This window comes from Salmonella sp. SAL04214 (genome assembly GCF_046550615.1).
Lineage (GTDB): Bacteria > Pseudomonadota > Gammaproteobacteria > Enterobacterales > Enterobacteriaceae > Salmonella > Salmonella enterica.
Window position 1 is genome coordinate 212564 of record NZ_JBGDXT010000001.1, and the last position, 23724, is coordinate 236287.

At 53.4% G+C, this 23724-nt stretch carries 23 protein-coding genes; 12 read left to right on the forward strand and 11 right to left on the reverse strand.

Going from position 1 to position 23724, the window contains the following annotated elements; all coding sequences use genetic code 11:
* Positions 1–49: 49 nt before the first annotated feature.
* The 4 genes from ACLJQD_RS01055 to tolC form a co-directional block, all read right to left on the reverse strand.
* Positions 50–1213 (reverse strand): glutathionylspermidine synthase family protein, encoded by a 1164-nt coding sequence (locus ACLJQD_RS01055; protein ID WP_000442833.1) that lies wholly within the window; start codon positions 1211–1213, stop codon positions 50–52.
* A 5-nt stretch (positions 1214–1218) separates the two neighbouring features.
* Positions 1219–1890, reverse strand: coding sequence for a DUF1190 family protein (locus ACLJQD_RS01060; RefSeq protein ID WP_000831528.1), 672 nt, complete (start codon positions 1888–1890; stop codon positions 1219–1221).
* 108 nt (positions 1891–1998) lie between these two features.
* Positions 1999–2106, reverse strand: coding sequence for an SEC-C metal-binding domain-containing protein (locus ACLJQD_RS01065; protein ID WP_108630541.1), 108 nt, complete (start codon positions 2104–2106; stop codon positions 1999–2001).
* Positions 2103–3578: an outer membrane channel protein TolC gene (tolC, locus tag ACLJQD_RS01070; RefSeq protein WP_072103477.1), complete on the reverse strand. Its 1476-nt coding sequence runs from the start codon at positions 3576–3578 to the stop codon at positions 2103–2105. The genes ACLJQD_RS01065 and tolC overlap by 4 nt, the downstream gene beginning before the upstream one ends.
* Positions 3579–3778: 200 nt before the next feature.
* On the opposite strand from tolC, the gene nudF reads away from it, so the two are divergent.
* Genes nudF through parE form a run of 5 tightly spaced genes read left to right on the forward strand, consistent with a single transcriptional unit; the run spans position 3779 to position 8183 of the window.
* Positions 3779–4411, forward strand: coding sequence for an ADP-ribose diphosphatase (gene nudF / locus ACLJQD_RS01075; RefSeq protein WP_001231950.1), 633 nt, complete (start codon positions 3779–3781; stop codon positions 4409–4411).
* The gene (locus ACLJQD_RS01080; protein WP_000833404.1) at positions 4408–4830 is read left to right on the forward strand and encodes a DUF1249 family protein; all 423 of its coding nucleotides are present in this window, start codon (positions 4408–4410) and stop codon (positions 4828–4830) included. Before nudF ends, ACLJQD_RS01080 begins: the two co-directional genes overlap by 4 nt.
* Positions 4831–4854: 24 nt before the next feature.
* A complete protein-coding gene (gene cpdA / locus ACLJQD_RS01085; RefSeq protein ID WP_000444734.1) occupies positions 4855–5682 on the forward strand; it encodes a 3',5'-cyclic-AMP phosphodiesterase in 828 nt (275 codons plus the stop codon).
* Positions 5682–6263: an esterase YqiA gene (gene yqiA / locus ACLJQD_RS01090; RefSeq protein ID WP_000105725.1), complete on the forward strand. Its 582-nt coding sequence runs from the start codon at positions 5682–5684 to the stop codon at positions 6261–6263. Before cpdA ends, yqiA begins: the two co-directional genes overlap by 1 nt.
* 27 nt (positions 6264–6290) lie before the next feature.
* Positions 6291–8183 carry a DNA topoisomerase IV subunit B gene (gene parE / locus ACLJQD_RS01095; RefSeq protein ID WP_000195318.1) on the forward strand — a complete coding sequence of 631 codons (1893 nt, stop codon included), beginning with the start codon at positions 6291–6293 and terminating at the stop codon, positions 8181–8183.
* Positions 8184–8307: 124 nt separating this feature from the next.
* Here the strand turns inward: parE and ACLJQD_RS01100 are convergent, their stop codons facing one another.
* The 4 genes from ACLJQD_RS01100 to qseB all read right to left on the reverse strand — a co-directional run bounded on the left by ACLJQD_RS01100 (position 8308) and on the right by qseB (position 11347).
* Complete coding sequence (locus ACLJQD_RS01100) at positions 8308–8622, reverse strand: putative quinol monooxygenase (RefSeq protein WP_000958587.1); 315 nt, start codon at positions 8620–8622, stop codon at positions 8308–8310.
* Between the two features lie 31 nt (positions 8623–8653).
* Positions 8654–9235 carry an NAD(P)H-dependent oxidoreductase gene (locus ACLJQD_RS01105; RefSeq protein ID WP_000065416.1) on the reverse strand — a complete coding sequence of 194 codons (582 nt, stop codon included), beginning with the start codon at positions 9233–9235 and terminating at the stop codon, positions 8654–8656.
* 106 nt (positions 9236–9341) lie between these two features.
* The gene (qseC, locus tag ACLJQD_RS01110; protein ID WP_017441055.1) at positions 9342–10691 is read right to left on the reverse strand and encodes a quorum sensing histidine kinase QseC; all 1350 of its coding nucleotides are present in this window, start codon (positions 10689–10691) and stop codon (positions 9342–9344) included.
* Positions 10688–11347, reverse strand: coding sequence for a quorum sensing response regulator transcription factor QseB (gene qseB / locus ACLJQD_RS01115; protein WP_001221574.1), 660 nt, complete (start codon positions 11345–11347; stop codon positions 10688–10690). Before qseB ends, qseC begins: the two co-directional genes overlap by 4 nt.
* A 151-nt stretch (positions 11348–11498) precedes the next feature.
* Here qseB and ACLJQD_RS01120 point away from each other — a divergent pair, with 151 nt between their 5' ends.
* The 5 genes from ACLJQD_RS01120 (at position 11499) to ftsP (ending at position 17678) form a co-directional block, all read left to right on the forward strand.
* On the forward strand, positions 11499–11891 hold the full coding sequence (locus ACLJQD_RS01120; RefSeq protein WP_000731552.1) for a YgiW/YdeI family stress tolerance OB fold protein: 393 nt from the start codon (positions 11499–11501) through the stop codon (positions 11889–11891).
* Between the two features lie 71 nt (positions 11892–11962).
* Positions 11963–12829, forward strand: coding sequence for a GyrI-like domain-containing protein (locus ACLJQD_RS01125; RefSeq protein ID WP_017441056.1), 867 nt, complete (start codon positions 11963–11965; stop codon positions 12827–12829).
* 110 nt (positions 12830–12939) lie between these two features.
* A complete protein-coding gene (gene parC, locus ACLJQD_RS01130) occupies positions 12940–15198 on the forward strand; it encodes a DNA topoisomerase IV subunit A (protein ID WP_001281861.1) in 2259 nt (752 codons plus the stop codon).
* A gap of 256 nt (positions 15199–15454) precedes the next feature.
* Positions 15455–16192 carry a 1-acylglycerol-3-phosphate O-acyltransferase gene (plsC, locus tag ACLJQD_RS01135; protein WP_000965730.1) on the forward strand — a complete coding sequence of 246 codons (738 nt, stop codon included), beginning with the start codon at positions 15455–15457 and terminating at the stop codon, positions 16190–16192.
* Between the two features lie 73 nt (positions 16193–16265).
* Entirely contained in the window at positions 16266–17678 is a 1413-nt protein-coding gene (gene ftsP / locus ACLJQD_RS01140) for a cell division protein FtsP (protein WP_000010658.1), read from the forward strand.
* A 45-nt stretch (positions 17679–17723) separates the two neighbouring features.
* On the opposite strand, the gene ACLJQD_RS01145 is transcribed toward ftsP, so the two are convergent.
* The 3 genes from ACLJQD_RS01145 to ACLJQD_RS01155 are packed head-to-tail and all read right to left on the reverse strand — an operon-like array spanning position 17724 to position 20549.
* Positions 17724–19031, reverse strand: a complete 1308-nt coding sequence (locus ACLJQD_RS01145) for a TRAP transporter large permease (protein WP_000345261.1) — start codon at positions 19029–19031, stop codon at positions 17724–17726.
* Positions 19032–19041: 10 nt separating this feature from the next.
* Positions 19042–19524: a TRAP transporter small permease gene (locus ACLJQD_RS01150; protein ID WP_001221828.1), complete on the reverse strand. Its 483-nt coding sequence runs from the start codon at positions 19522–19524 to the stop codon at positions 19042–19044.
* Between the two features lie 41 nt (positions 19525–19565).
* Complete coding sequence (locus ACLJQD_RS01155; RefSeq protein WP_000799370.1) at positions 19566–20549, reverse strand: TRAP transporter substrate-binding protein; 984 nt, start codon at positions 20547–20549, stop codon at positions 19566–19568.
* Positions 20550–21036: 487 nt separating this feature from the next.
* On the opposite strand from ACLJQD_RS01155, the gene ACLJQD_RS01160 reads away from it, so the two are divergent.
* A complete protein-coding gene (locus ACLJQD_RS01160; RefSeq protein ID WP_017441057.1) occupies positions 21037–23208 on the forward strand; it encodes a YgiQ family radical SAM protein in 2172 nt (723 codons plus the stop codon).
* A gap of 202 nt (positions 23209–23410) precedes the next feature.
* Complete coding sequence (locus ACLJQD_RS01165) at positions 23411–23605, forward strand: hypothetical protein (RefSeq protein ID WP_000525384.1); 195 nt, start codon at positions 23411–23413, stop codon at positions 23603–23605.
* Positions 23606–23724: the final 119 nt, after the last annotated feature.

Consider the following 23724-nt stretch of genomic DNA (forward strand, 5'->3'; position numbering starts at 1 on the left):
GCGGAATGATTGCCCGATGGCGCTACGCGCATCGGGCTTACAGGAAAATCTATCCTTCGACAAAAATATGCGGATAGAAGCGGGAGAGATCCTGGGTGATCAGCGCCCGATCTTCACGGATACCAATTCCGGCGGGCTGATCGTTAATCAGCCAGCTACCAATCAGGGTGTAACTGTCGCCGAATTTTGGCAGCGGATAGAACTGTTGCACGATCATACCCTCTTCGCCATACGGGCCTTCCACGGATTCGATCGTTTTACCGTTTTCAATAATCGATACGTTCGCCCCTTCGCGGGAGAAGATCGGTTTCACGACATATTTATCCATTGGCGGATGTTCGTCTTCGGCGAAATACGCAGGCAACAGATTCGGATGGTCCGGGAACATCTCCCACAACAGCGGCAATAACGCTTTATTGGAGATAATGCTTTTCCAGGCCGGTTCCAGCCAGCGCACGCCGGCATCTTCCAGCTTGGTGGAAAACATCTCGCGCAGCATAAATTCCCACGGATAGAGCTTGAACAGGTTCGCAATGACCTGATCCTGCAGATCCGTAAATTGGCCTTTTTCCCCCAGACCAATATCGTCGATATAGAGAAATTCGGTGGCGATTTCCGCTTCGGCCGCGCAGTCCTGTAAATACTGAATGGTGCCGCGATCCTCAACCGTATCGCGACAGCAGGTGAGATGCAGCAACTGAAAACCGTACTGCTCGCGAAGTTCAGCAAAGCGTTCGATCAGCTTTTCCTGCAGGCTATTAAACTGATCGCTGCCTTCCGGCAGATTGCCCGCGTTGATCTGATCTTCCAGCCAAATCCACTGAAAAAACGCCGCTTCATACAGCGATGTTGGCGTGTCGGCATTATTTTCGAGCAGCTTAGGCTCGCCGATGCCGTCCCAGGCCAAATCGAGGCGGGAATAGAGCGACGGTTGTTGCGTTTGCCAGGACTGGCGAACAAAACCCCAGGTATGTTTTGGAATACGAAACTTCGTCATCAGCTCATCGCTGGCGATGACGCGTTCTACTACCTTGAGGCACATCTGGTGCAGCTCGGCGGTAACGTCTTCCAGTTTTTCCACCTGGGCGAGCGTTAACTTGTAATAAGCGTCTTCACACCAGTACGGTTCACCATACATAGTGTGAAAATTAAACCCGTATTCAGTCGCTTTATCGCGCCAGTCCGGGCGCTCGGTAATACTGACTCTTTCCATGCGTATCAGCCGCCCATCGAACGTGTTGAAGTACCGGCAGCGCTACGCTGCATGGTGCTCTGTTTGGCGACGGATTCGCCAAAACCGCCGCGGGTAACGGTTGTTGTGGTGGCCGGTTTTGGCGCCATAGCGGTTTTCGGTACGGTCATTGTCCGGCCCGGTTGCGCCGCGCCGTAGTTTTTACCTGCCGCATCGGTATATTTGCCGTATGCAGGGCTGGCCGGGTTTTTCGAGCTAAACAGCGGCTGTTGCGCAAAGCCTGCGCCGCCGCCCATCAGACGCCCCATCATGTAACCTGCCATAAGCGGCATCCAGAAACTGCCGCTGGATTGTTGGGCCTGCGCCTGATTTTCCGGCGCCATGCCAGCCTGTGCAGGCGCTTGCTGGCACTGACCTTCGCCAAACTCAGCGACGCAATCTTCGCGTGTAGCGTACTTAGGCGCAGTACGTTCGGCCTCTTTCAGCGCATTGTTATACGCGGTTGTACATTCCGCGCTTTTGCCCGGATTCGCCGCTGAACAGTCATCAGCGTTTTGATACAGCGATACGGTTTCATCGCTTTTTTCACAGCCAGCCAGCATAAAAACAGCCGTAACCGCCAGGGCGACCGGCGTTAAATGCCGCGCGCTCCAGCTTTTGCGAAATGATGCGTGATGGATGGATTTTGTCCGTTTCATATTTGTCTTCCAGGACCCAGTGGTAAATACAACATGCGTTCAGAATAGAGGATGACTGGTCGAAATTGAAGCGAGAAAAGGCGAGAATGCGGCGGAATAGCAGGATCTTTACGTTGTCTTACGTTCAGGTGCGGCTTCATGACAGGTAGCGCTGCGCTTACCAGACCTACAAGGGCACAGGTCTGATAAGCGCAGCGCCAGCGAATAACTTATCAATGCCGGAATGGATTGCCGTTATTGCTGTTGGCGCGAGCGGCGGTCGGCTGTACTGCCGGCGCGGCGCTATGAGCATTATAACCGTCTGCGGCAGCATCCTGATCTGGCGTTTCCGGCGCTACGCTTTCCGGCGACGTCGGGATAGGTTTACCCAACGTACTGTTAAGCGCGAGCAGATCCTGCTCGTTCAGCGTACCGAGCGCATATTTGATATTTAACTGATTAATCAAATAGGTATAACGCGCGTTGGCCAGTTGCTGCTTGGCATCATACAGAGTGGTGGTGGCATCCAGTACGTCAACAATGGTACGTGTACCGACCGAGTAACCGGCTTCCATTGCATCCAAAGAACTTTGCGCGGAAACGACTGCCTGTTTATACGCGTTGATGCTGCTGATGGAGGCGTTAATATTGTTAAAGGAAGAACGTACGGTCTGCACCACGCTACGGTGCGCGCTTTCCAGCTGTTCGCTTGCGCCGACGAAGTTATACTGCGCCTGTTTTACCTGCGAGTTAACCATCCCGCCTTGATACAGCGGCAGGGAGAAGTTCAGGCCGATTTTATTCTGCCCCATGTTGCTATCGTCGTACTGGGTGGAGTTGGTTTTAGAACCGCTATAAGAGGTATCAGAAATGCCGGTTGAGGCCGTTAAATTCAGCGTCGGCAGATGGCCATCCTGCGCCTGACGGATTTGCTCGCGCGCCAGATCCTGACTTAAACGTGCCTGCAACAGCGACAGGTTACGGTTTTCCGCTTCCTTCAGCAGCGCATTAACAGCTTTGGGTTTGTCGGTTTTAAAATGCTCGACGTTAAGCGATGCCAGCTCCGGGTAATAATTGCCGGTTACCTGGCGCAGCCCTTCTACCGCGTTATCCAGGTTGTTGCGGGCGGTCACTTCATTCGCCAGTACGGTATCATATTGCGCACGGGCGTTTTGCACGTCGGTAATGGCGACCAGACCCACGTTAAAACGTTGCGTCGTTTGATCTAACTGACGGTAGATAGCCTCTTTTTGTGCCTGGGTATAGGAAAGCACATCAATAGCGTTCAATACCTTAAAATACGCGTTCGCGGTATTGAGGATCAGCGTCTGCTGATCGGTCTGATAGGTGACATCCTGAATGCCTGCTGCTTTTTCTTGCAGGGTGAGCCCACGCCATTTCGACATATCAAATAGCGTCTGCGTTAATTGCAGGGAAGCGCTGGTTTCATTGGAGTTGATACCGTTCGCATCGCGATAACCGTTGCTGTAGGTGTAGTCGGCACCCAAACCCAGTTGCGGCAGTAAAGGACTACGCGCTTCGTTAATTTTTTCGAATGCAGCATCGCGATCGGCAGCGGATTTACGCAATTCCGGGTTGCTCAGGCGTGCTTGCTGATAAACTTGCATCAGGTTCTCTGCCTGGCTTAGTGTGCTGAACCCCGACAGGCTCAGGCCGATAAGGATGGGGAGCAATTTCTTCATTTGCATTCCTTGTTGTGAAGCAGTATTTAGCGCTGATCAATTTGTAAAAATAATTGCTGATTCTAGCAGAATCCGCCACTGCAAAAAGTTGGCGTTACGTGCCATACGAGCCTTAATTGGCACCAATTTACCACAAGGGTGATAAAACAGCAGTCAACCACCCTTGAAATTCATCATTTAATCATTATTGCTAGCAGGGCAGCACAATGCGTAAATCAGACAACTTGCCAGTTACTTTCACCAAAAGCGATGTAGAAATTATTGCACGGGAAACGCGCTATCGCGGTTTTTTTTCATTGGATGTGTATCGATTCCGCCATCGTTTATTCAACGGAGAAATGAGTGGCGAGGTAAAGCGCGAAATTTTTGAGCGCGGGCACGCCGCCGTCTTGCTACCCTTTGACCCTGAACGCGACGAGGTGGTGCTGGTCGAACAGATTCGTATTGCCGCGTATGACACAAGCGTTACGCCGTGGCTGCTGGAGATGGTCGCCGGCATGATAGAAGAAGGCGAAACCATTGAGGCGGTCGCCCGGCGGGAGGCGATGGAAGAAGCGGGGCTGACCGTAGGCCGCACCCGACCGGTCATCAGTTACCTGGCGAGTCCAGGAGGAACCAGCGAGCGCTCATCTATTCTGGTGGGTGAAGTGGACGCCACGACCGCGGCAGGTATTCATGGTCTGGCGGATGAAAACGAAGATATTCGGGTTCATGTGGTAAGCCGGGAACAGGCATACCAGTGGGTAGAAGAGGGGAAAATCGACAACGCAGCCGCAGTCATCGCTTTGCAATGGCTTCAGTTGCATCATCAAGAGTTAAAAAACGAGTGGAAAAAATGAAGCGTTATACACCTGACTTCCCAGAAATGATGCGTTTGTGCGAAACCAATTTTTCGCAATTGCGCCGCCTGCTGCCGCGCAATGACGCCCCCGGTGAAACGGTGAGCTATCAGGTGGGCAACGTACAATATCGGTTAACGATTGTGGAATCGACCCGATACACTACGCTTGTAACGATCGAGCAAACGGCACCAGCCATCACCTACTGGAGCCTGCCGTCGCTGACGGTGCGCCTCTACCATGATGCGATGGTGGCTGAAGTGTGTTCAAGCCAGCAGATCTTTCGCTTCAAAGCGCGGTATGATTATCCAAATAAAAAGTTGCATCAACGCGACGAAAAGCATCAAATTAATCAGTTTCTGGCCGACTGGCTACGATTCTGTTTAGCACATGGAGCGATGGCGATTCCGGTTTATTAGCGTCGTGAAACCTAAGGACACCATTTGGAAAGCCTGTTAACCCTACCTCTGGCTGGTGAGGCCCGAGTCAGGATTTTACAAATTACAGATACTCACCTGTTTGCCGAAAAGCATGAAACGCTGTTAGGCGTCAATACCTGGGAAAGTTACCAGGCCGTGCTGGAGGCTATTCGGGCGCAACAGTATGAATATGATCTGATCGTGGCCACCGGCGATCTGGCGCAGGATCAATCCGCTGCGGCTTATCAGCATTTTGCTGAGGGTATCGCAAGCTTTCGCGCGCCTTGCGTTTGGCTACCGGGCAATCATGATTTTCAGCCAGCAATGTACAGCGCGCTGCAAGAGGCGGGGATTTCCCCGGCTAAACGCGTGTTAATCGGTGAACAATGGCAGATTTTGTTGCTGGATAGCCAGGTGTTTGGCGTTCCGCATGGCGAACTGAGCGAGTTCCAACTGGAATGGCTTGAGCGTAAGCTCGCCGATGCGCCAGAGAGACAGACATTGCTCCTTTTGCACCACCATCCGTTGCCGGCAGGGTGCAGTTGGTTGGATCAGCACAGCTTGCGTAATGCCGGTGAGCTGGATAGCGTGCTGGCGAATTTCCCGCGTGTAAAATATCTGTTATGCGGACATATTCACCAGGAGCTGGATCTTGACTGGAACGGTCGCCGTCTGCTGGCGTCGCCGTCAACCTGCGTACAGTTCAAACCGCACTGCGCGAACTTTACGCTGGATACTATCGCGCCGGGCTGGCGTACGCTGGAGCTCCAGGCGAACGGCGTCCTGGAGACGGAAGTGCATCGCCTGCAGGATACCCGGTTCCGACCCGATACCGCTTCGGAAGGATACTGATGTCTACGCTTCTCTATTTGCACGGATTCAACAGTTCCCCTCGCTCGGCAAAAGCGTGCCAGCTAAAAAACTGGCTGGCGGAGCGCCATCCGCATGTTGAGATGATCGTCCCTCAGCTGCCGCCGTATCCTGCCGATGCGGCGGAGTTGCTGGAATCTCTCGTGCTTGAGCATGGCGGTGCGCCATTAGGGCTGGTAGGATCGTCGCTGGGTGGTTATTACGCCACCTGGCTGTCGCAATGTTTTATGCTGCCGGCTGTGGTGGTGAATCCCGCCGTGCGGCCCTTTGAATTACTGACCGACTATCTCGGTCAGAACGAGAACCCCTACACCGGGCAGCAATATGTGCTAGAGTCTCGCCATATTTATGATCTTAAAGTCATGCAGATTGACCCGCTGGAAGCGCCGGACCTGATCTGGCTACTGCAACAGACGGGCGATGAAGTGCTGGATTACCGCCAGGCGGTGGCATATTACGCCTCCTGCCGTCAGACAGTGACCGAGGGTGGTAATCACGCATTCACGGGCTTCGAAGATTATTTCAACCAGATTGTCGATTTTCTTGGACTGCACAGTTGCTGACAATCAATTCGAATTGCTAATTAAACCATGACGCAAACTTATAACGCTGATGCCATTGAGGTACTCACTGGGCTTGAGCCGGTACGCCGCCGCCCGGGGATGTACACCGATACGACCCGCCCCAACCATTTGGGTCAGGAAGTGATTGATAATAGTGTGGATGAAGCACTGGCAGGTCACGCCAAACGCGTGGATGTCATTTTACATGCCGATCAATCGCTGGAAGTGATTGACGACGGACGCGGGATGCCGGTGGATATCCATCCGGAAGAGGGGGTTCCGGCGGTAGAACTGATCCTCTGTCGACTTCATGCTGGCGGTAAATTCTCCAATAAGAACTATCAGTTCTCTGGTGGTCTGCATGGGGTGGGGATTTCGGTAGTGAATGCCCTGTCAAAGCGCGTGGAAGTGACCGTGCGCCGCGACGGTCAGGTCTATAACATCGCGTTTGAAAACGGCGAAAAAGTGCAGGATTTGCAGGTTGTCGGCACCTGCGGTAAACGTAATACTGGCACCAGCGTCCATTTCTGGCCGGACGAAAGTTTCTTCGACAGCCCGCGTTTTTCTGTCTCTCGCTTAATGCACGTTCTGAAAGCAAAAGCGGTGCTGTGTCCCGGCGTGGAAATCACTTTTAAAGATGAAGTGAATAACAGCGAGCAGCGCTGGTGCTACCAGGATGGCCTGAACGACTATCTGGGCGAAGCGGTAAACGGCCTGCCGACGCTGCCGGAAAAGCCGTTTATCGGTAATTTTAACGGTGAAACGGAAGCGGTTGACTGGGCGCTATTGTGGCTGCCGGAAGGCGGCGAATTACTGACGGAAAGCTACGTCAACCTGATCCCGACCATGCAGGGGGGGACGCACGTCAACGGTCTGCGCCAGGGCCTGCTCGACGCGATGCGCGAATTTTGCGAATACCGCAATATTCTGCCGCGCGGCGTCAAACTGTCGGCGGAAGATATCTGGGATCGCTGCGCTTATGTGCTCTCCGTGAAAATGCAGGACCCGCAATTTGCCGGGCAGACCAAAGAGCGTCTGTCGTCGCGTCAATGTGCGGCATTTGTTTCCGGCGTGGTGAAAGATGCTTTCAGCCTGTGGCTGAACCAGAACGTGCAGGCGGCGGAACAACTGGCAGAGATGGCGATTGCCAGCGCGCAGCGGCGACTGCGCGCCGCAAAAAAAGTGGTGCGCAAAAAGCTCACCAGCGGTCCGGCGTTGCCGGGGAAACTGGCGGACTGTACCGCGCAGGATCTTAATCGGACCGAGCTGTTCCTTGTGGAAGGGGATTCGGCAGGCGGTTCCGCCAAGCAGGCGCGCGATCGCGAATATCAGGCGATCATGCCGCTCAAAGGTAAGATCCTTAACACCTGGGAGGTCTCTTCCGATGAAGTGCTGGCCTCGCAAGAGGTGCATGATATTTCCGTGGCGATCGGTATCGATCCGGACAGCGACGATCTGAGTCAGCTGCGCTACGGCAAGATCTGCATCCTGGCGGATGCGGACTCCGATGGTTTGCATATCGCTACTCTGCTTTGCGCGCTGTTTGTCAGACATTTCCGCGCGCTGGTGAAGAATGGTCATGTCTACGTCGCGCTGCCGCCGCTATACCGTATCGATTTGGGTAAAGAGGTCTATTACGCGCTGACGGAAGAAGAGAAGGCGGGCGTACTGGAACAACTGAAGCGTAAGAAAGGCAAGCCGAACGTACAGCGTTTCAAAGGCCTGGGTGAAATGAACCCGATGCAGTTACGCGAAACCACGCTTGATCCAAATACTCGCCGACTGGTGCAGCTCACCATTAGCGATGAAGACGATCAGCGTACTAACGCGATGATGGATATGCTGCTGGCGAAGAAACGTTCTGAAGATCGACGCAACTGGCTACAGGAAAAAGGCGATCTCGCGGATCTCGACGTGTAACGGTTTTTGCACGCTTTATCCGGTCTGCGCGCCGCAGGCCGGATAAGCGAATCCGACATGACGCCGCAGCCTGATGGCGACACTTGCGCATCGCATCAGGGAGACGTCAGACGAGGGTAATAACTTAAACGCCGGATTCCAGAATACGAATATTCATTTCCAGCACATCGTCTTTTACCGCGTCGCTATAGGCTTTCATATGCGGGGTTTGCAGATGCGCCTCAAGGTGCGCAACGCTTTCCCACTGTTCAATCATCACGATCGAGTCAGGCGCCAGAGTCTGAAAACTCACGCCCGCGGCATGATCCACCATCGGTGCGTAACCGTGGCACCCCTCTTCTTTAAGAACGGTTGGAATAATTTTCGCAAACTGGTCGAGGACGGCCTGACGGTGATGTTGGCCCGGACGCGTGCGAATTTCGGCAATGACGGTAAGCATGGTTAACTCCTTCTAATTCCAGGATGACCAGTTAAGCAAAAATTTCGCTCAGATGCTTGCGATATTCTGCGGTATAGCGCGGAACATCCGGCATTTTAATCACGTCGTTGGCAATAAACGTTGGCAGCGCGTCCATGCCCAGGAACTGGTTGGCTTTATGGAATGGCAGATAGACGCCATCTACGCCTACGCCGTGGAAAAACTGATCTTTTTCGGTAAATGCTTCCATCGGCGCGTTCCACGTCAGTGACAGCATATATTTTTTCCCCTGCACCAGACCGCCGGAACCGTACTTTTTAGCGGCATCGGAACGCGTGCGGCCATCGCTGGCATAGAGCGTGCCGTGACCTTCGGTAAAGACATCATCCATATATTTTTTTACTGTCCATGGCGCGCCCATCCACCAGCCTGGCATCTGCCAAATCACCACGTCAGCCCAGACGAAATTCTGCACCTCTTCTTTAATGTCATAGTCGCTGTCGGCGCGGACGATCTTAACCTGATGACCCAGATCGCGCAGAAGCCCATCGGCAACTTCGGTCAGGGTGTCATTCAACTGGCCGTTGGAGTGCGCGAATTTTTTCGCCCCGTTGATAATCAGGATGTTACTCATTTTGTGTCCTCAAGAAATGCGTTTGCTGCTGATTCTACGCTGACGGGCGGTGCGGTGAAATTAGCAAAATGTGCAAAGTCTTTTGCGTTTTTGGCAAAAGTCTCTGCTACCAGCGTACTACGGCCTCAAATCCACCTTCCGCGGCGTTGCCAAACGACACCGTCATGCCGTGCAGCGTAGCGATGCGGCGGACGATTGATAATCCCAGACCGCTGCCGGTCACACTTTGGCCAGGCGGGCGGTAAAAACGCTCGCCGATATGCGTCAGAATCTCTGGCGCTACGCCGGGGCCATTATCTCTGACGGTGAAGCTGCGGGCATGTAAGGTAACGTCGACGACGCTGCCCTGCGGACTGTAGCGAATCGCATTATCCAGCAGGTTACGCACTAACAGGCTTAAGAGTAGCGGCTGGCCGGTACGTATGACGTCATGGGCGTTAAGCTGTAAACGCACGTCGATATTCGCCTGCTGCGCCGGATGATAAATATCCATTACCGCGGACTGCAGTAGCTCTTCCAGCGAAATCTCCGCTACATCCTGCAAATTATTGAGCGAGTCGAGACGCGATAACGTCAGTAGCTGATCGACCAGCCGCGTGGCGCGATCGATCCCCGCATGGAGCTGGGTCAGCGCTTTATCACGCGATAGCGGATCGTCGCCCGAGAGCTGCGCCACCTCGGTTTGTACTTTCAGCGCGGCCAGCGGGCTGCGCAATTCATGGGCGGCGTCGGAGGTAAATCGCCGTTCGCGCACCATCATGGAGTGGATGCGGCTAAAAAGCTGATTAAGCGCTTCGACCAGTGGGCGAACCTCGCTCGGTACGCCTTTGGCGTCGAGCGGCGTTTCCGATTCCGGCGACCGGAAGCGTAGCGCCTGTGCCAGTTTTTTCAACGGTCTGAGCTCGCGGTGAAGCAGGAGCAATAAAATCAGCAGCATGAAGGGAAGGGCGATCAGCCACGGCGTTAATTGCGCCGCCACGATCGCCAGCGCCATATCTTCGCGGTAATCCCACTCCTGACCGACGACGATACGATACTTACCGTCCACCGAGTTCAACCACAAAAAACGCCAGAGGTCGTTGTCATCCTTCAGATAGCCATTGTCGAAACCTTCCCGGCGATAGCGATACGGAATATCCTGGCCGTTGTCGCCATCATGCAGCAACATTTTGCCGTCAGCGGAAAAGATGGCGAATGCCAGCGCATCGTCATCGATATGCCCATGTTTTAATTTCTTTGGCGTATGCGCCATGCGCTGCGGGGCGTTGATCTCGTTAAGATCGAGGGTGCTAAGCCGTCTGGCGAACAACATCAACTGCGTGTCAAACAGCTCGTCGACATTATCCGTCGTCTTTCTCCAGGCCACAAAACTGGAGATTGCCCAGGTGATGGAGACCAGAATCAGGAAAATAAGCGTCAGCCTGACGCGCAGGCTGAGACGTTGCGTCAATTTCATGCGTCACCCAGGGTGTAGCCGATGCCGTGTACGGTGCGAATAAATTCGCTGCCGAGCTTGCGGCGTAAATGATGAACATGGACTTCCACTGCATTGCTGGACACGTCGTCATCCCAGTTATACAGCTTCTCTTCAATAAGCTTGCGCGGCAGCACGCGACCTTTGTTGCGCAGTAAGAGTTCCAGCAACGCGAACTCTTTTGGTTTTAAGGCCAGCGGTTCGCCGGCAAGCGTCGCGACGAGATTGCCTGGATTGAGCGTCACCTGGCCGTGGCGCAATTCGCTACTGGCCTGACCGCTGGCGCGGCGTACCAGCGCCTCCAGACGGGCGGCGACCTCAATGAGCGCGAAAGGTTTACATAAATAGTCATCGGCGCCCAGACGTAGCCCCTCGACGCGCTCTGCTAACGCGTCGCGCGCCGTCAGGATCAGTACCGGTTCCTGTTTACCCTTTTCGCGCCATTCGCGCAAAATATCCCGTCCGTCCATGCCTGGCAGCGTCAAATCTAAAATAACCGCATCATAAGGCGCGCTGTAAAGCGCCTCTTTGCCCGGACGTCCCTCGGTAAACCAGTCGACGCTGAAACCCATTTTACTCAGGCCCGCTTTTATGCCATCGCCAATAAGTGTGTCATCTTCTACCAGTAAAATTCGCATCTGTTCTTCCTTGCGGTAACTCGCGTTGCCGTCAGTTAACCTTGTCGCCGCAGGCGATGTACAGAAAAAAAGATTCTTTTTTTGCCTTAAGAAGTTGTTAAGGATTACCTTATTAAATGGATCTGAAACGACATGAAAGGGAAAAGTAATCATGAAAAAATTAGCTGCAATCGTTGCCGTTATGGCACTGTGTTCTACCCCGGTTCTGGCGGCTCAGCAGGGCGGTTTCTCCGGCCCGTCGGCGACGCAAACGCAAGGCGGCGGATTTGTCGGCCCGAACGGCAGCAGCACGACGGTAGAGAGCGCTAAATCGCTGCGTGACGATGCGTGGGTAACGCTGCGCGGGAATATCGTCGAGCGCATTTCCGACGACCTGTATGTGTTTAAAGATGCGACCGGTACTATCAATGTGGATATTGACCACAAGCGCTGGAACGGCCTGACCGTAACCCCGCAGGATACCGTTGAAATTCAGGGTGAAGTGGATAAAGACTGGAACTCTGTCGAAATCGACGTAAAACAGATTCGTAAAGTGAATCCGTAATCCCACATTGCGCAAGATCGGTCAGGATTCACAGCCGCCCGGTGGGCAGAATAGGCCACAAGGAGGCAGTGATGAATGACCTGATCAGCGCGGCTTATTCCGAACGTCTGCGGCGCGTTTGCGACCACATTGAGCGTCATCTGGATGAGCCTCTGTCGCTTGAGGCGTTAAGCCGGATGGCGCACAGCTCGCCGTTTCATTTTCACCGGCAGTTTACCGTCTGGAGCGGGCTTCCGCTCTATCGCTATATCCAGTGGTTGCGTTTGCGCCGCGCGTCATGGCGGCTGGCGTTTAACCCGCAGGATAAAGTTATCGATATCGCGCTGGATGCCGGGTTTCAGAATCCGGAGTCGTTCACACGTGCTTTCAAAACCGCGTTTGGTCAAAGCCCGCGCCGGTTTCGGCAATCGCCGGACTGGCTGGCCTGGCACCAACGCGTTCCTAAACTTGCGTTACAGGAGCAGCATGTCATGGACGTAAAAATCGTTGAATTTCCACCTACCCGCGTCGCGATGCTGACGCATCTGGGGCATCCGGATAAGGTCAACGCCAGCGCGGCGAAATTTATTGCATGGCGGCGCGAAACGGGCCAGTCGCCGATTGCCAGCAGTCAAACTTTTGGTATTGCCTGGCACGACCCGCAGACGACGCCGCCGGATCAATTCCGCTTTGATATCTGCGGCAGCGTCCACCAGCCGATAGCCGAAAATGACGTTGGCGTGGTGAATAGCGAGATTCCTGGCGGGCGCTGCGCGGTGGTACGCCATCAGGGAGCGCTCGACAGCCTCCCGGAGAGCGTGTGGTATTTATTCCGCGAATGGCTACCGGCCAGCGGCGAGACGCTGCGCGATTTTCCGGTCTTCTTCCAGTACCTGAATTTCGTCCATGAAGTCGCGGAACATGAGCTGCTGACGGATATCTATCTGCCGCTTCGTTAACTTCCTTGCCACCTGTCTCACGGTTTGTGACTCAGACCGTGAGATAGGGTATTATCTGCGGCAATATTGCCGTCCGAACGGTCAGCATGCAGATTGAGGATCCCCTGTTAATGAGCGATATGGCAGAGCGCCTTGCGCTACATGAATTTACGGAAAACGCCTACTTAAACTACTCCATGTACGTGATCATGGATCGTGCGTTGCCGTTTATTGGCGACGGCCTGAAGCCGGTACAGCGCCGCATCGTCTATGCGATGTCAGAGCTGGGGCTGAACGCCAGCGCTAAATTTAAAAAATCCGCCCGTACCGTCGGTGACGTACTGGGTAAGTATCATCCGCACGGCGACAGCGCCTGCTATGAAGCCATGGTGCTGATGGCGCAGCCGTTCTCTTACCGTTACCCGCTGGTCGACGGCCAGGGGAACTGGGGCGCGCCGGATGATCCGAAGTCATTCGCGGCAATGCGTTATACCGAGTCTCGCCTGTCCAAATATGCCGAGCTGCTGTTAAGCGAACTCGGCCAGGGGACGGCGGACTGGGTGCCAAACTTCGACGGCACGATGCAGGAACCGAAAATGTTACCGGCGCGTCTGCCGAACATCCTGCTGAACGGCACCACCGGTATTGCGGTGGGCATGGCAACAGATATTCCGCCGCATAACCTGCGCGAAGTCGCGAAAGCGGCGATTACGCTGATTGAGCAGCCGAAAACTACGCTGGATCAGTTGCTGGATATCGTCCAGGGGCCGGATTACCCGACCGAAGCGGAGATCATTACCCCACGTGCGGAAATTCGTAAAATTTACGAAAACGGGCGGGGCTCCGTGCGTATGCGCGCGGTATGGACCAAAGAAGACGGCGCCGTGGTGATCACCGCGCTGCCGCATCAGGTGTCTGGCGCGAAAGTGCTGGAACAGATTGCTGCGCAGATGCGTAATAAAAAACTGCCGATGGTGGACGACCTGCGCGATGAATCGGATCACGAAAACCCGACGCGTTTAGTGATTGTGCCACGCTCCAACCGTGTGGATATGGAACAGGTGATGAACCATCTGTTCGCCACCACCGATCTGGAAAAAAGCTACCGTATTAACCTGAACATGATCGGTCTGGATGGTCGTCCAGCGGTGAAAAACCTGCTGGAGATCCTCACCGAGTGGCTGGCGTTCCGCCGCGACACGGTACGTCGTCGTCTGAACTATCGTCTGGAGAAAGTGCTTAAGCGCCTGCATATCCTCGAAGGTCTGCTGGTGGCGTTTCTCAACATCGACGAAGTGATTGAGATTATCCGTAACGAGGATGAGCCGAAACCCGCGCTGATGTCGCGTTTCGGCATCAGCGAAACCCAGGCGGAAGCGATTCTCGAACTGAAACTGCGCCATCTCGCCAAACTGGAAGAGATGAAAATTCGCGGCGAGCAGGACGAGCTGGAAAAAGAGCGGGACCAGTTGCAGGGCATTCTCGCGTCTGAACGCAAAATGAATACCTTGCTGAAAAAAGAACTACAGGCAGATTCCGATGCCTATGGCGACGATCGCCGTTCTCCGCTGCGTGAGCGCGAAGAAGCTAAAGCGATGAGCGAACACGACATGCTGCCGTCCGAACCGGTGACTATCGTGCTGTCGCAGATGGGCTGGGTGCGCAGCGCCAAAGGTCATGATATTGATGCGCCGGGGCTTAACTATAAAGCGGGCGACAGCTTTAAAGCCGCGGTGAAAGGTAAGAGCAATCAACCGGTGGTGTTTATTGATACCACCGGGCGCAGCTATGCTATTGATCCCATTACGCTTCCGTCGGCGCGTGGGCAGGGCGAGCCGCTGACCGGCAAACTCACGCTGCCGCCGGGGGCGACCGTGGAGCATATGCTGATGGAAGGCGATGACCAGAAACTGCTGATGGCGTCGGATGCGGGCTACGGCTTCGTTTGTACGTTTAACGATCTGGTTGCCCGTAACCGTGCCGGTAAAGCGTTGATTACACTGCCGGAAAATGCGCACGTCATGCCGCCGCTGGTGATTGAAGACGAGCACGATATGCTGCTGGCGATTACCCAGGCCGGACGGATGTTGATGTTCCCGGTAGACTCTCTGCCGCAGCTGTCGAAAGGCAAAGGGAATAAGATCATTAATATCCCCTCTGCGGAAGCGGCGAAAGGCGATGATGGACTGGCGCACCTGTACGTGCTGCCGCCACAAAGCACTCTGACTATCCATGTCGGGAAGCGCAAAATCAAACTGCGCCCTGAAGAGTTACAAAAGGTGGTCGGCGAACGCGGACGCCGCGGCACATTAATGCGCGGCCTGCAGCGTATCGATCGCATTGAGATTGATTCGCCGCATCGTGTAAGTCATGGCGACAGCGAAGAGTAAGAGAGGGGCGCCCGTAGGCCGGACAAGGCATCTAAGCCGCCATCCGGCGCTCTGCCGTTGCCGGATGACGACGCAGTAGCGTCTTATCCGGCCTACGGTTTCAGATCGGATTAACATTAAAATTTCCCGTAAAACCGTTGTTTATTCGTGCATTGCGATTAACAATACGTTTTTCCAGAGAGCCACACTTACCAAAATCCTAACCTGAATTTCAGGTGACGTAGAATGCCGGGCTCTTAGGCCTTCAGAGGTTGTTATGCTATATATTTTTCGTCTTATTGTTACCGTTATTTACTCCATTCTGGTCTGTGTTTTCGGTTCTATTTACTGCCTTTTCAGCCCACGTAACCCAAAACACGTGGCGACGTTTGGACATATGTTCGGCCGTCTGGCCCCGCTGTTTGGCCTGAAAGTGGAGTGCCGCAAACCCGCCGACGCGGAAAATTATGGCAATGCTATCTATATTGCTAACCATCAGAATAATTATGATATGGTCACGGCGGCGAATATTGTGCAGCCGCCAACGGTGACGGTGGGGAAAAAAAGCCTGCTTTGGATCCCGTTTTTTGGGCAACTGTACTGGCTGACCGGTAATCTGCTGATTGACCGTAATAACCGCGCCAAAGCGCATAGCACCATTGCGGCAGTGGTTAACCATTTTAAAAAGCGCCGTATTTCTATCTGGATGTTCCCTGAAGGTACGCGTAGCCGGGGACGTGGTCTGCTGCCGTTTAAAACCGGCGCGTTTCATGCGGCTATCGCGGCTGGTGTGCCGATCATTCCTGTCTGCGTTTCCAACACCTCTAACAAAGTCAATCTAAACCGCCTGAACAACGGACTGGTTATTGTGGAAATGCTGCCGCCAGTCGACGTCAGCGAATATGGTAAAGATCAGGTTCGCGAGCTGGCGGCCCACTGCCGTGCGTTAATGGAGCAAAAAATCGCGGAACTTGATAAAGAGGTTGCGGAACGTGAAGCGACCGGTAAGGTTTAAGCAGCCTTACTCTGTTATTGTAGAAATCATTTTTTCAGGCACAACTCTTTAGCCTGTTTTACATGGAGCTTATATGTCATTCAGTCGGCGTCAGTTTCTTCAGGCATCGGGAATCGCACTATGTGCAGGCGCGATTCCCCTCAGGGCGAATGCTGCCGGTCAGCAACAGCCGTTGCCTGTTCCGCCGTTGCTGGAGTCCCGTCGCGGGCAGCCGTTGTTTATGACGCTACAGCGAGCGCACTGGTCCTTTACGCAAGGCACGCGCGCGCCGGTCTGGGGAGTGAACGGTCGTTATCTGGGGCCGACAATCCGCGTCTGGAAAGGCGATGACGTTAAACTCATCTATAGCAACCGCCTGGCGGAAAATGTCTCCATGACGGTTGCTGGTTTACTGGTGCCGGGGCCGCTGATGGGGGGCCCGGCGCGTATGATGTCGCCGAACGCGGACTGGGCTCCGGTGTTGCCGATTCGTCAGAGCGCCGCCACGCTGTGGTATCACGCTAACACGCCTAACCGCACCGCGCAGCAGGTGTATAACGGCCTGGCAGGAATGTGGCTGGTCGAAGACGACATCAGTAAAACGCTGCCCATTCCGAACCATTACGGCGTGGATGATTTTCCCGTCATTATCCAGGATAAACGGCTGGATAACTTTGGGACGCCGGAGTACAGCGAACCGGGAAGCGGTGGTTTTGTCGGCGATACGCTGCTGGTGAACGGCGCGCAAAGCCCCTATGTCGAAGTGTCCCGCGGCTGGGTGCGGTTACGGTTGTTGAACGCCTCGAACTCGCGGCGCTATCAGCTTCAGATGAGCGATGGCCGGGCGCTGCATGTGATTTCAGGCGATCAGGGCTTTTTACCTGCGCCGGTTTCCGTCAAACAGTTGTCACTGGCGCCCGGCGAGCGACGTGAAATCCTGGTTGATATGACCAACGGCGACGAAGTCTCGATCACCTGCGGGGAAGCGGCCAGCATAGTCGATCGGATTCGCGGTTTCTTTGAGCCTTCCAGTATTCTGGTTTCGACCCTGGTGCTGACGTTACGGCCAACCGGATTGCTGCCGCTGGTGACCGATAATCTGCCGATGCGTCTGTTGCCGACGGAGATCATGAGCGGCGCGCCTGTCCGCAGTCGGGACATCAGTCTTGGCGACGATCCGGGGATTAACGGCCAACTGTGGGATGTGAATCGCATTGATATTACCGCCCAACAAGGCACCTGGGAGCGCTGGACGGTACGCGCCGATATGCCGCAGTCGTTCCATATTGAGGGCGTCTCTTTCCTGATTCGTAACGTCAACGGCGCTATGCCGTTCCCGGAAGATAGAGGCTGGAAAGATACCGTCTGGGTGGATGGGCAAGTCGAACTGCTGGTCTATTACGGTCAGCCGTCCTGGCCGCACTTCCCGTTCTATTTCAACAGCCAGACGCTGGAAATGGCTGACCGCGGCTCGATTGGACAAATGCTGGTGAATCCGGCGTCGTAAAGGCATCCGAGTACGGGTCTGAATAGCGCAGACCCGTCAGGGTTTTCAGGAAGGAGCAAACAACGTGGGAAGCAGCAGACTCAACTGCGGGAAGTAGCAAATCATCGCCATGACCACAAAGAGTGCCAGAAACATCGGTAATAGCGGTTTGACGACTTTATCAATACTGATTTTGCCGATACTGCAACCGACGAACAAAATAGTGCCTACCGGGGGCGTACACAGTCCGATGGTTAAATTGAAAACCATAATAATGCCAAAATGGACAGGGTCGATTCCCAGATGTTGAGCAATGGGAAGGAAAATAGGCGTAAAGATCAGAATAGCCGGGGTAATATCCATAAACGTCCCGACGAGTAACAAAATGAGATTGATAATCAGCAAGATGACCCATTTATTTTCGGACACGCTGGTAATCATTTCATTAATCAGTTCAGGAACATCGGCATTGGTCATCGCCCATGACATTCCCATTGAGCAGCCGACCAGTAAGAGAACAATAGAGCTGGTTACTACCGAATCCAGCAGAATATCGCGCAACTTACTCACATTAATTTCTCGATAAATGGCCGCCAGCGCCAGGCTATAGATTACCGCGATCGCAGAGGCCTCTGTTGGCGTAAATACGCCGCCGATAATGCCGCCGATAATAATAAATATCAGCAACAGGCTGGGCAACGAATCGCGGAATACCGACAGAAACTGCCGCAGGTTGATGCGTTCGGCAACCGGGTAATGGTGGCGATGGGCATACAGCGCCGCTACCGTCATTAAAGCCAGCGCGGTTAAGATGCCGGGCAGGTAGCCCGCCAAAAACAGGGCGGCGACAGAGGTGCCGCCGCTAGCCAGCGAATAGACAATTAGCACATTGCTGGGCGGGATCATCAGGCCAATCGGCGCCGAAGCGACGTTGATCGCCGTAGAGAACGCCGGAGAGTAGCCTTCTTTTTCCTGTAATGGCGACATGATGCCGCCCACCGCGGCCGCAGAAGCGACAGCCGAGCCGGATATCGCGCCAAACAGGGTGTTCGCCAGAATATTGCAGTGCGCCAGCGAACCGGGAAGGCGGCCAACTAACGCCTGAGCCAGATTCACCAGGCGCCGGGCGATTCCCCCGGTATTCATGATATTGCCGGCTAACACAAAAAAGGGGATCGCCAGCAGCGTAAAGCCATCGAGACCGACGGTCATTTTTTGTGAAATAACCGAGATTGCGGCATCCGGGGGAAGGGCTATCAGGATTGAGAATAAGGATGACAGCCCGATAGCGAATGTAATAGGAACGCCGACCGCCAGCATAATGGCAAAGCTGCCAAATAAAACAATTATTGGGTAAATATATTCAAAGTCCATATATCCCTCGTTAGCGAAGATGGCGCTGATGATAATTATCAATAACGTTCACAATGGTGTAGTACACCAGGATGACGCCGCTAATCGGCATGACCCAATAGACTTTATCCATAGGCCATTTTAATACCGGGGACATTTGGCTGACGTGCGCCGCTTTTTCAACAATAATATCACCGCCGTACACCATAAAAATCAGCGCGAACACGGTAATAATCACCTGAATGATACTGTCGAGTACGAGGGCGGGCGTTCGGGAGAGTTTTTGCGCTAACAAATCGATAGCTAAATGTTTTTTTAATCCGGCGGTATAGACGCCGCCTAACAGAATCATCCACATAAAAAGAATCTGGGTGAATTCGTCTAGCGTGCTGCTTGGCGCGTTGAATATAAAGCGCGCCGCCACCTGCCAGGATACGCAGGCAACCATGACCGCCAGAATAATACAGCAGCACCCGGCCAGTATTTTGTTCAGTGCATTGGTGAGTATTCGCATATTACATCCTGTAAAGGGCAGGAGACCCCTGCCCGGCAGATTTACATATTCTCGATGTATTCCAGATCCTTCGCTGACTGAGCATCTTTCGCGCGGAACTCATCAAACAAGGGCTTAACACGCTGTTTGAACGCGGATTTATCAATATCAACAACGGTCGCGTTCATGGCCTTCATGCTCTCATAAGCCTCTTTTTCCGCGGCGGGCCAGATGACGTCTTTCATTTGCTGCATGGATTCATCTGCGGCTTTATATAACGCTTTCCGCTCTTTATCGCTCAATTTGTTAAGTACTTTGGTACTGATGACCAGGACATCCGGCACCATCGTGTGCTCGTCGCGGGAATAGAATTTCGCCACCTCCGCATGACGCATATCGGCATAAACCACGGGGTTGTTTTCGCCGCCATCGACCACGCCTTGCTGGAGCGCGGTATAGAGTTCGCCTTGCGCCATCGGCGTCGGCACACCGCCGAGCGCTTTCACCATCGCGATAGCGCTGGGGCTTTGCTGCACTCTGATTTTCATACCGGCTAAATCGTCGGGTTGAGTGATGGGCTTACTGGCGTAAAAACTGCGGGCACCGCCGTCGTACCAGGTTAAGCCGACGAAGCCTTTGCTTTCGGAGGACGCGAGAATGCGTTTCCCTAAGTCGCTTTTCAGTACGTTGTAGTAGTGATCGCGGTCGCGGAATAAAAACGGCAGGCTAAACACGCTATATTCCGGCGCAAAAGACTCCAGCGATGCCGCATTGACTTTCACCATTTGCAGAGCGCCGGAGTTCATCAATTCCAGCGATTCACGTTCGTTGCCCAGCGTGGCGTTGGGGTAAATACGAATATTTAATTCGCCGTCCGAATAGGCTTTCGCTTTATCGGCCAGATAGCTCATCGCTTTGTGAACGGCGTGGCTTTTATCCTGATTGTGGCTCAGTTTCAGCGTCGTTTTGGCGAGCGCTGGAAATGCCAGTAGCAAACAGCCGGCCAGTAATACCGCTGATGTTGTGAATGAACGTGTGTTTTTCATATCTGCTTCCTTATAGGTTGGGATTCCTGTGGTTATCGTTGATTAATTAATAACCTGCTGATACGTAAGGTATTGCGTTGGGGAAAGGCGTGGTGATGGTGTTCTTTATCCCCTGAATTCTGTCAGCCAATTTAATTTAATCAATAGACCAAAGAAAGAGATCTGGTTCACAGAAGAAAGTCGTGGTAAAAACAGTGTCGTGAGCAATTCAGCGAAGTTTTTTTATATATTGCTGATAATGTGATGTTTTTTTACTTTTTGTTGTTATGACGATACTGCGTTTTTAGACGTGGGTATAATTAATTGCATACCAATTTGAAGATATTCATAAGACCAATTTCAAACACCTCAGGCCAGGCCGTTGAAAGTTGTTTCTATTTCGCGCCAGCCCTGCATATAAGGCGATAATCTCCTTCATTTTCGCTATAGATACGGCTTATAATCCCCGACCTTTGATTATTTTTTTGCCAATCGTTTTGGAAGCAATATGAGCGCTATCTCCCTGATCCAACCGGATCGCGACCTTTTCTCCTGGCCGCAGTACTGGGCCGCCTGCTTTGGGCCGGCGCCGTTTTTGCCGATGTCACGTGACGAGATGGATCAACTTGGCTGGGATAGCTGCGACATTATTCTGGTAACCGGCGACGCTTACGTCGACCATCCGAGCTTCGGCATGGCGATTTGCGGTCGTATGCTGGAAGCGCAGGGCTTCCGCGTGGGGATCATCGCCCAGCCGGACTGGAACAGCAAAGACGACTTTATGCGTCTGGGAAAACCGAACCTGTTCTTCGGCGTCACCGCCGGCAACATGGACTCGATGATCAATCGCTACACCGCCGACCGTAAGCTGCGCCATGACGACGCCTACACCCCGGGCAACGTCGCGGGCAAACGCCCGGACCGCGCCACGCTGGTCTATACCCAGCGTTGCAAAGAAGCGTGGAAAGATGTCCCGGTGATCCTTGGCGGCATTGAGGCCAGTCTGCGCCGTACCGCGCATTACGACTACTGGTCTGATACTGTGCGTCGTTCAGTGTTAGTCGATTCCAAAGCCGACATGCTGATGTTTGGCAACGGCGAGCGTCCGCTGGTGGAAGTGGCGCATCGTCTGGCAATGGGCGAAACCATCGATCAGATTCGTGATGTGCGTAACACTGCGATTATGGTTAAAGAAGCGCTGCCAGGCTGGAGCGGCGTCGACTCCACTCGTCTGGACACGCCGGGTAAAATCGATCCAATTCCCCATCCCTATGGTGAGGATCTGCCGTGCGCGGATAACAAGCCGGTCGCGCCGAAAAAGCAGGAAGCTAAAGCGATTACCGTGCAGCCGCCGCGTCCGAAGCCGTGGGAAAAAACCTATATCCTGCTGCCATCCTTTGAAAAGGTGAAAGGCGACAAGGTGCTGTACGCCCATGCGTCGCGTATTCTGCATCACGAAACTAACCCTGGCTGCGCGCGGGCGCTGATGCAAAAACACGGCGACCGCTATGTCTGGATCAACCCGCCCGCCATACCGCTCTCCACTGAAGAGATGGATAGCGTGTTTGCGCTGCCGTATCAGCGTGTGCCGCACCCGGCTTACGGCAATGCCCGTATTCCGGCCTATGAGATGATCCGCTTTTCGATCAATATCATGCGCGGCTGCTTTGGCGGCTGCTCTTTCTGCTCGATCACTGAACATGAAGGGCGCATCATTCAGAGCCGCTCGGAAGACTCTATCATCAATGAGATCGAAGCGATCCGCGACACGGTGCCGGGGTTTACCGGCGTGATCTCCGATCTGGGCGGTCCTACCGCGAACATGTATATGCTGCGCTGTAAGTCGCCGCGTGCGGAGCAGACCTGTCGTCGCCTGTCATGCGTCTATCCGGATATCTGTCCGCATATGGATACTGACCATACGCCGACGATCAATCTTTATCGCCGCGCCCGTGAGCTGAAAGGCATTAAGAAAATCTTAATTGCCTCCGGCGTGCGCTACGACATCGCCGTAGAAGATCCTCGCTACATTAAAGAGCTGGCGAGCCATCATGTGGGCGGCTATCTGAAGATTGCGCCGGAGCATACTGAAGAAGGTCCGCTGTCGAAAATGATGAAGCCGGGTATGGGCAGCTACGATCGCTTTAAAGAGTTATTTGACCTTTACTCTAAACAGGCCGGAAAAGAGCAGTATCTGATCCCATATTTTATCTCCGCGCATCCGGGCACGCGGGACGAGGATATGGTGAATCTGGCGCTGTGGCTCAAGCGCCACCGCTTCCGTCTGGATCAGGTGCAGAACTTCTACCCGTCGCCGTTGGCAAATTCGACCACCATGTATTACACCGGCAAAAACCCGCTGGGTAAAATTGGTTATAAGAGTGAAGATGTGGTGGTGCCGAAGGGAGACAGGCAACGTCGCCTGCATAAGGCGCTGCTGCGTTATCACGATCCGGCGAACTGGCCGCTGATTCGCCAGGCGCTGGAAGCGATGGGGAAAAAGCATTTGATTGGCGGTCGCCGTGAGTGTCTGGTACCTGCGCCGACCATTGAAGAGATGCGCGAAGCGCGTCGCCAGAATCGCAACACGCGCCCGGCGTTGACCAAGCATACGCCGGTGGAACATCAGCGGCAGGGGCTTGCTGCGAATAAGAAGCGCGGGAAAGGCGCAGGGCGTTAATTACCTTTGAATCTGTTGCTTCTGGAAGCTAATGTTTCTGGAAGTAACAGACATCTAAATATATTGTGTCGGTCTTTAGTAATTGCTAAATTACGGGGAGCTTTATATTTTATTTAAATATTATTGATTGTATAAATTAATTATATATTACCTTAATGATTAAGGCATGATGCTTGTATACAGCCCCAGAGGAGGGGATATCATGGGTATGATTATTATTCCCTGTTTTATCGTAATTGCTATAATAGCTGTTGTTATATTCATAATGGCTATTAAAGCATGTAGTATGGAAAAACGTGAAGACAGGCAAATGACTCTTGCAGGGATAATTTTAATGGGTGTTATTGCCGCTATTCCTGGATGGTTTTTGTACGAAATATTTAGCCACGCGCCGTAATATTTAACCTACCAGGGTCGATATATTAAAATAGATAAGAAGTATATAATCTAAGGTATAATGCCTGATGGCGCTGCGCTTATCAGGTCTATGAATAGCACAGTTTTGTAGGCCGGATA

Bases quoted from the DNA above. Each gene is read 5' to 3' on its own strand.
- ACLJQD_RS01145 (WP_000345261.1), bottom strand. From the start codon at position 19,031: ATGGACTTTGAATATATTTACCCAATAATTGTTTTATTTGGCAGCTTT.
- ftsP (WP_000010658.1), top strand. From the start codon at position 16,266: ATGTCATTCAGTCGGCGTCAGTTTCTTCAGGCATCGGGAATCGCACTA.
- ACLJQD_RS01120 (WP_000731552.1), top strand. From the start codon at position 11,499: ATGAAAAAATTAGCTGCAATCGTTGCCGTTATGGCACTGTGTTCTACC.
- ACLJQD_RS01060 (WP_000831528.1), bottom strand. From the start codon at position 1,890: ATGAAACGGACAAAATCCATCCATCACGCATCATTTCGCAAAAGCTGG.
- nudF (WP_001231950.1), top strand. From the start codon at position 3,779: ATGCGTAAATCAGACAACTTGCCAGTTACTTTCACCAAAAGCGATGTA.
- parC (WP_001281861.1), top strand. From the start codon at position 12,940: ATGAGCGATATGGCAGAGCGCCTTGCGCTACATGAATTTACGGAAAAC.
- ACLJQD_RS01150 (WP_001221828.1), bottom strand. From the start codon at position 19,524: ATGCGAATACTCACCAATGCACTGAACAAAATACTGGCCGGGTGCTGC.
- ACLJQD_RS01155 (WP_000799370.1), bottom strand. From the start codon at position 20,549: ATGAAAAACACACGTTCATTCACAACATCAGCGGTATTACTGGCCGGC.
- ACLJQD_RS01055 (WP_000442833.1), bottom strand. From the start codon at position 1,213: ATGGAAAGAGTCAGTATTACCGAGCGCCCGGACTGGCGCGATAAAGCG.
- parE (WP_000195318.1), top strand. From the start codon at position 6,291: ATGACGCAAACTTATAACGCTGATGCCATTGAGGTACTCACTGGGCTT.
- ACLJQD_RS01105 (WP_000065416.1), bottom strand. From the start codon at position 9,235: ATGAGTAACATCCTGATTATCAACGGGGCGAAAAAATTCGCGCACTCC.
- qseC (WP_017441055.1), bottom strand. From the start codon at position 10,691: ATGAAATTGACGCAACGTCTCAGCCTGCGCGTCAGGCTGACGCTTATT.
- ACLJQD_RS01125 (WP_017441056.1), top strand. From the start codon at position 11,963: ATGAATGACCTGATCAGCGCGGCTTATTCCGAACGTCTGCGGCGCGTT.
- yqiA (WP_000105725.1), top strand. From the start codon at position 5,682: ATGTCTACGCTTCTCTATTTGCACGGATTCAACAGTTCCCCTCGCTCG.
- tolC (WP_072103477.1), bottom strand. From the start codon at position 3,578: ATGCAAATGAAGAAATTGCTCCCCATCCTTATCGGCCTGAGCCTGTCG.
- plsC (WP_000965730.1), top strand. From the start codon at position 15,455: ATGCTATATATTTTTCGTCTTATTGTTACCGTTATTTACTCCATTCTG.
- ACLJQD_RS01080 (WP_000833404.1), top strand. From the start codon at position 4,408: ATGAAGCGTTATACACCTGACTTCCCAGAAATGATGCGTTTGTGCGAA.
- ACLJQD_RS01100 (WP_000958587.1), bottom strand. From the start codon at position 8,622: ATGCTTACCGTCATTGCCGAAATTCGCACGCGTCCGGGCCAACATCAC.
- qseB (WP_001221574.1), bottom strand. From the start codon at position 11,347: ATGCGAATTTTACTGGTAGAAGATGACACACTTATTGGCGATGGCATA.
- ACLJQD_RS01165 (WP_000525384.1), top strand. From the start codon at position 23,411: ATGGGTATGATTATTATTCCCTGTTTTATCGTAATTGCTATAATAGCT.
- ACLJQD_RS01160 (WP_017441057.1), top strand. From the start codon at position 21,037: ATGAGCGCTATCTCCCTGATCCAACCGGATCGCGACCTTTTCTCCTGG.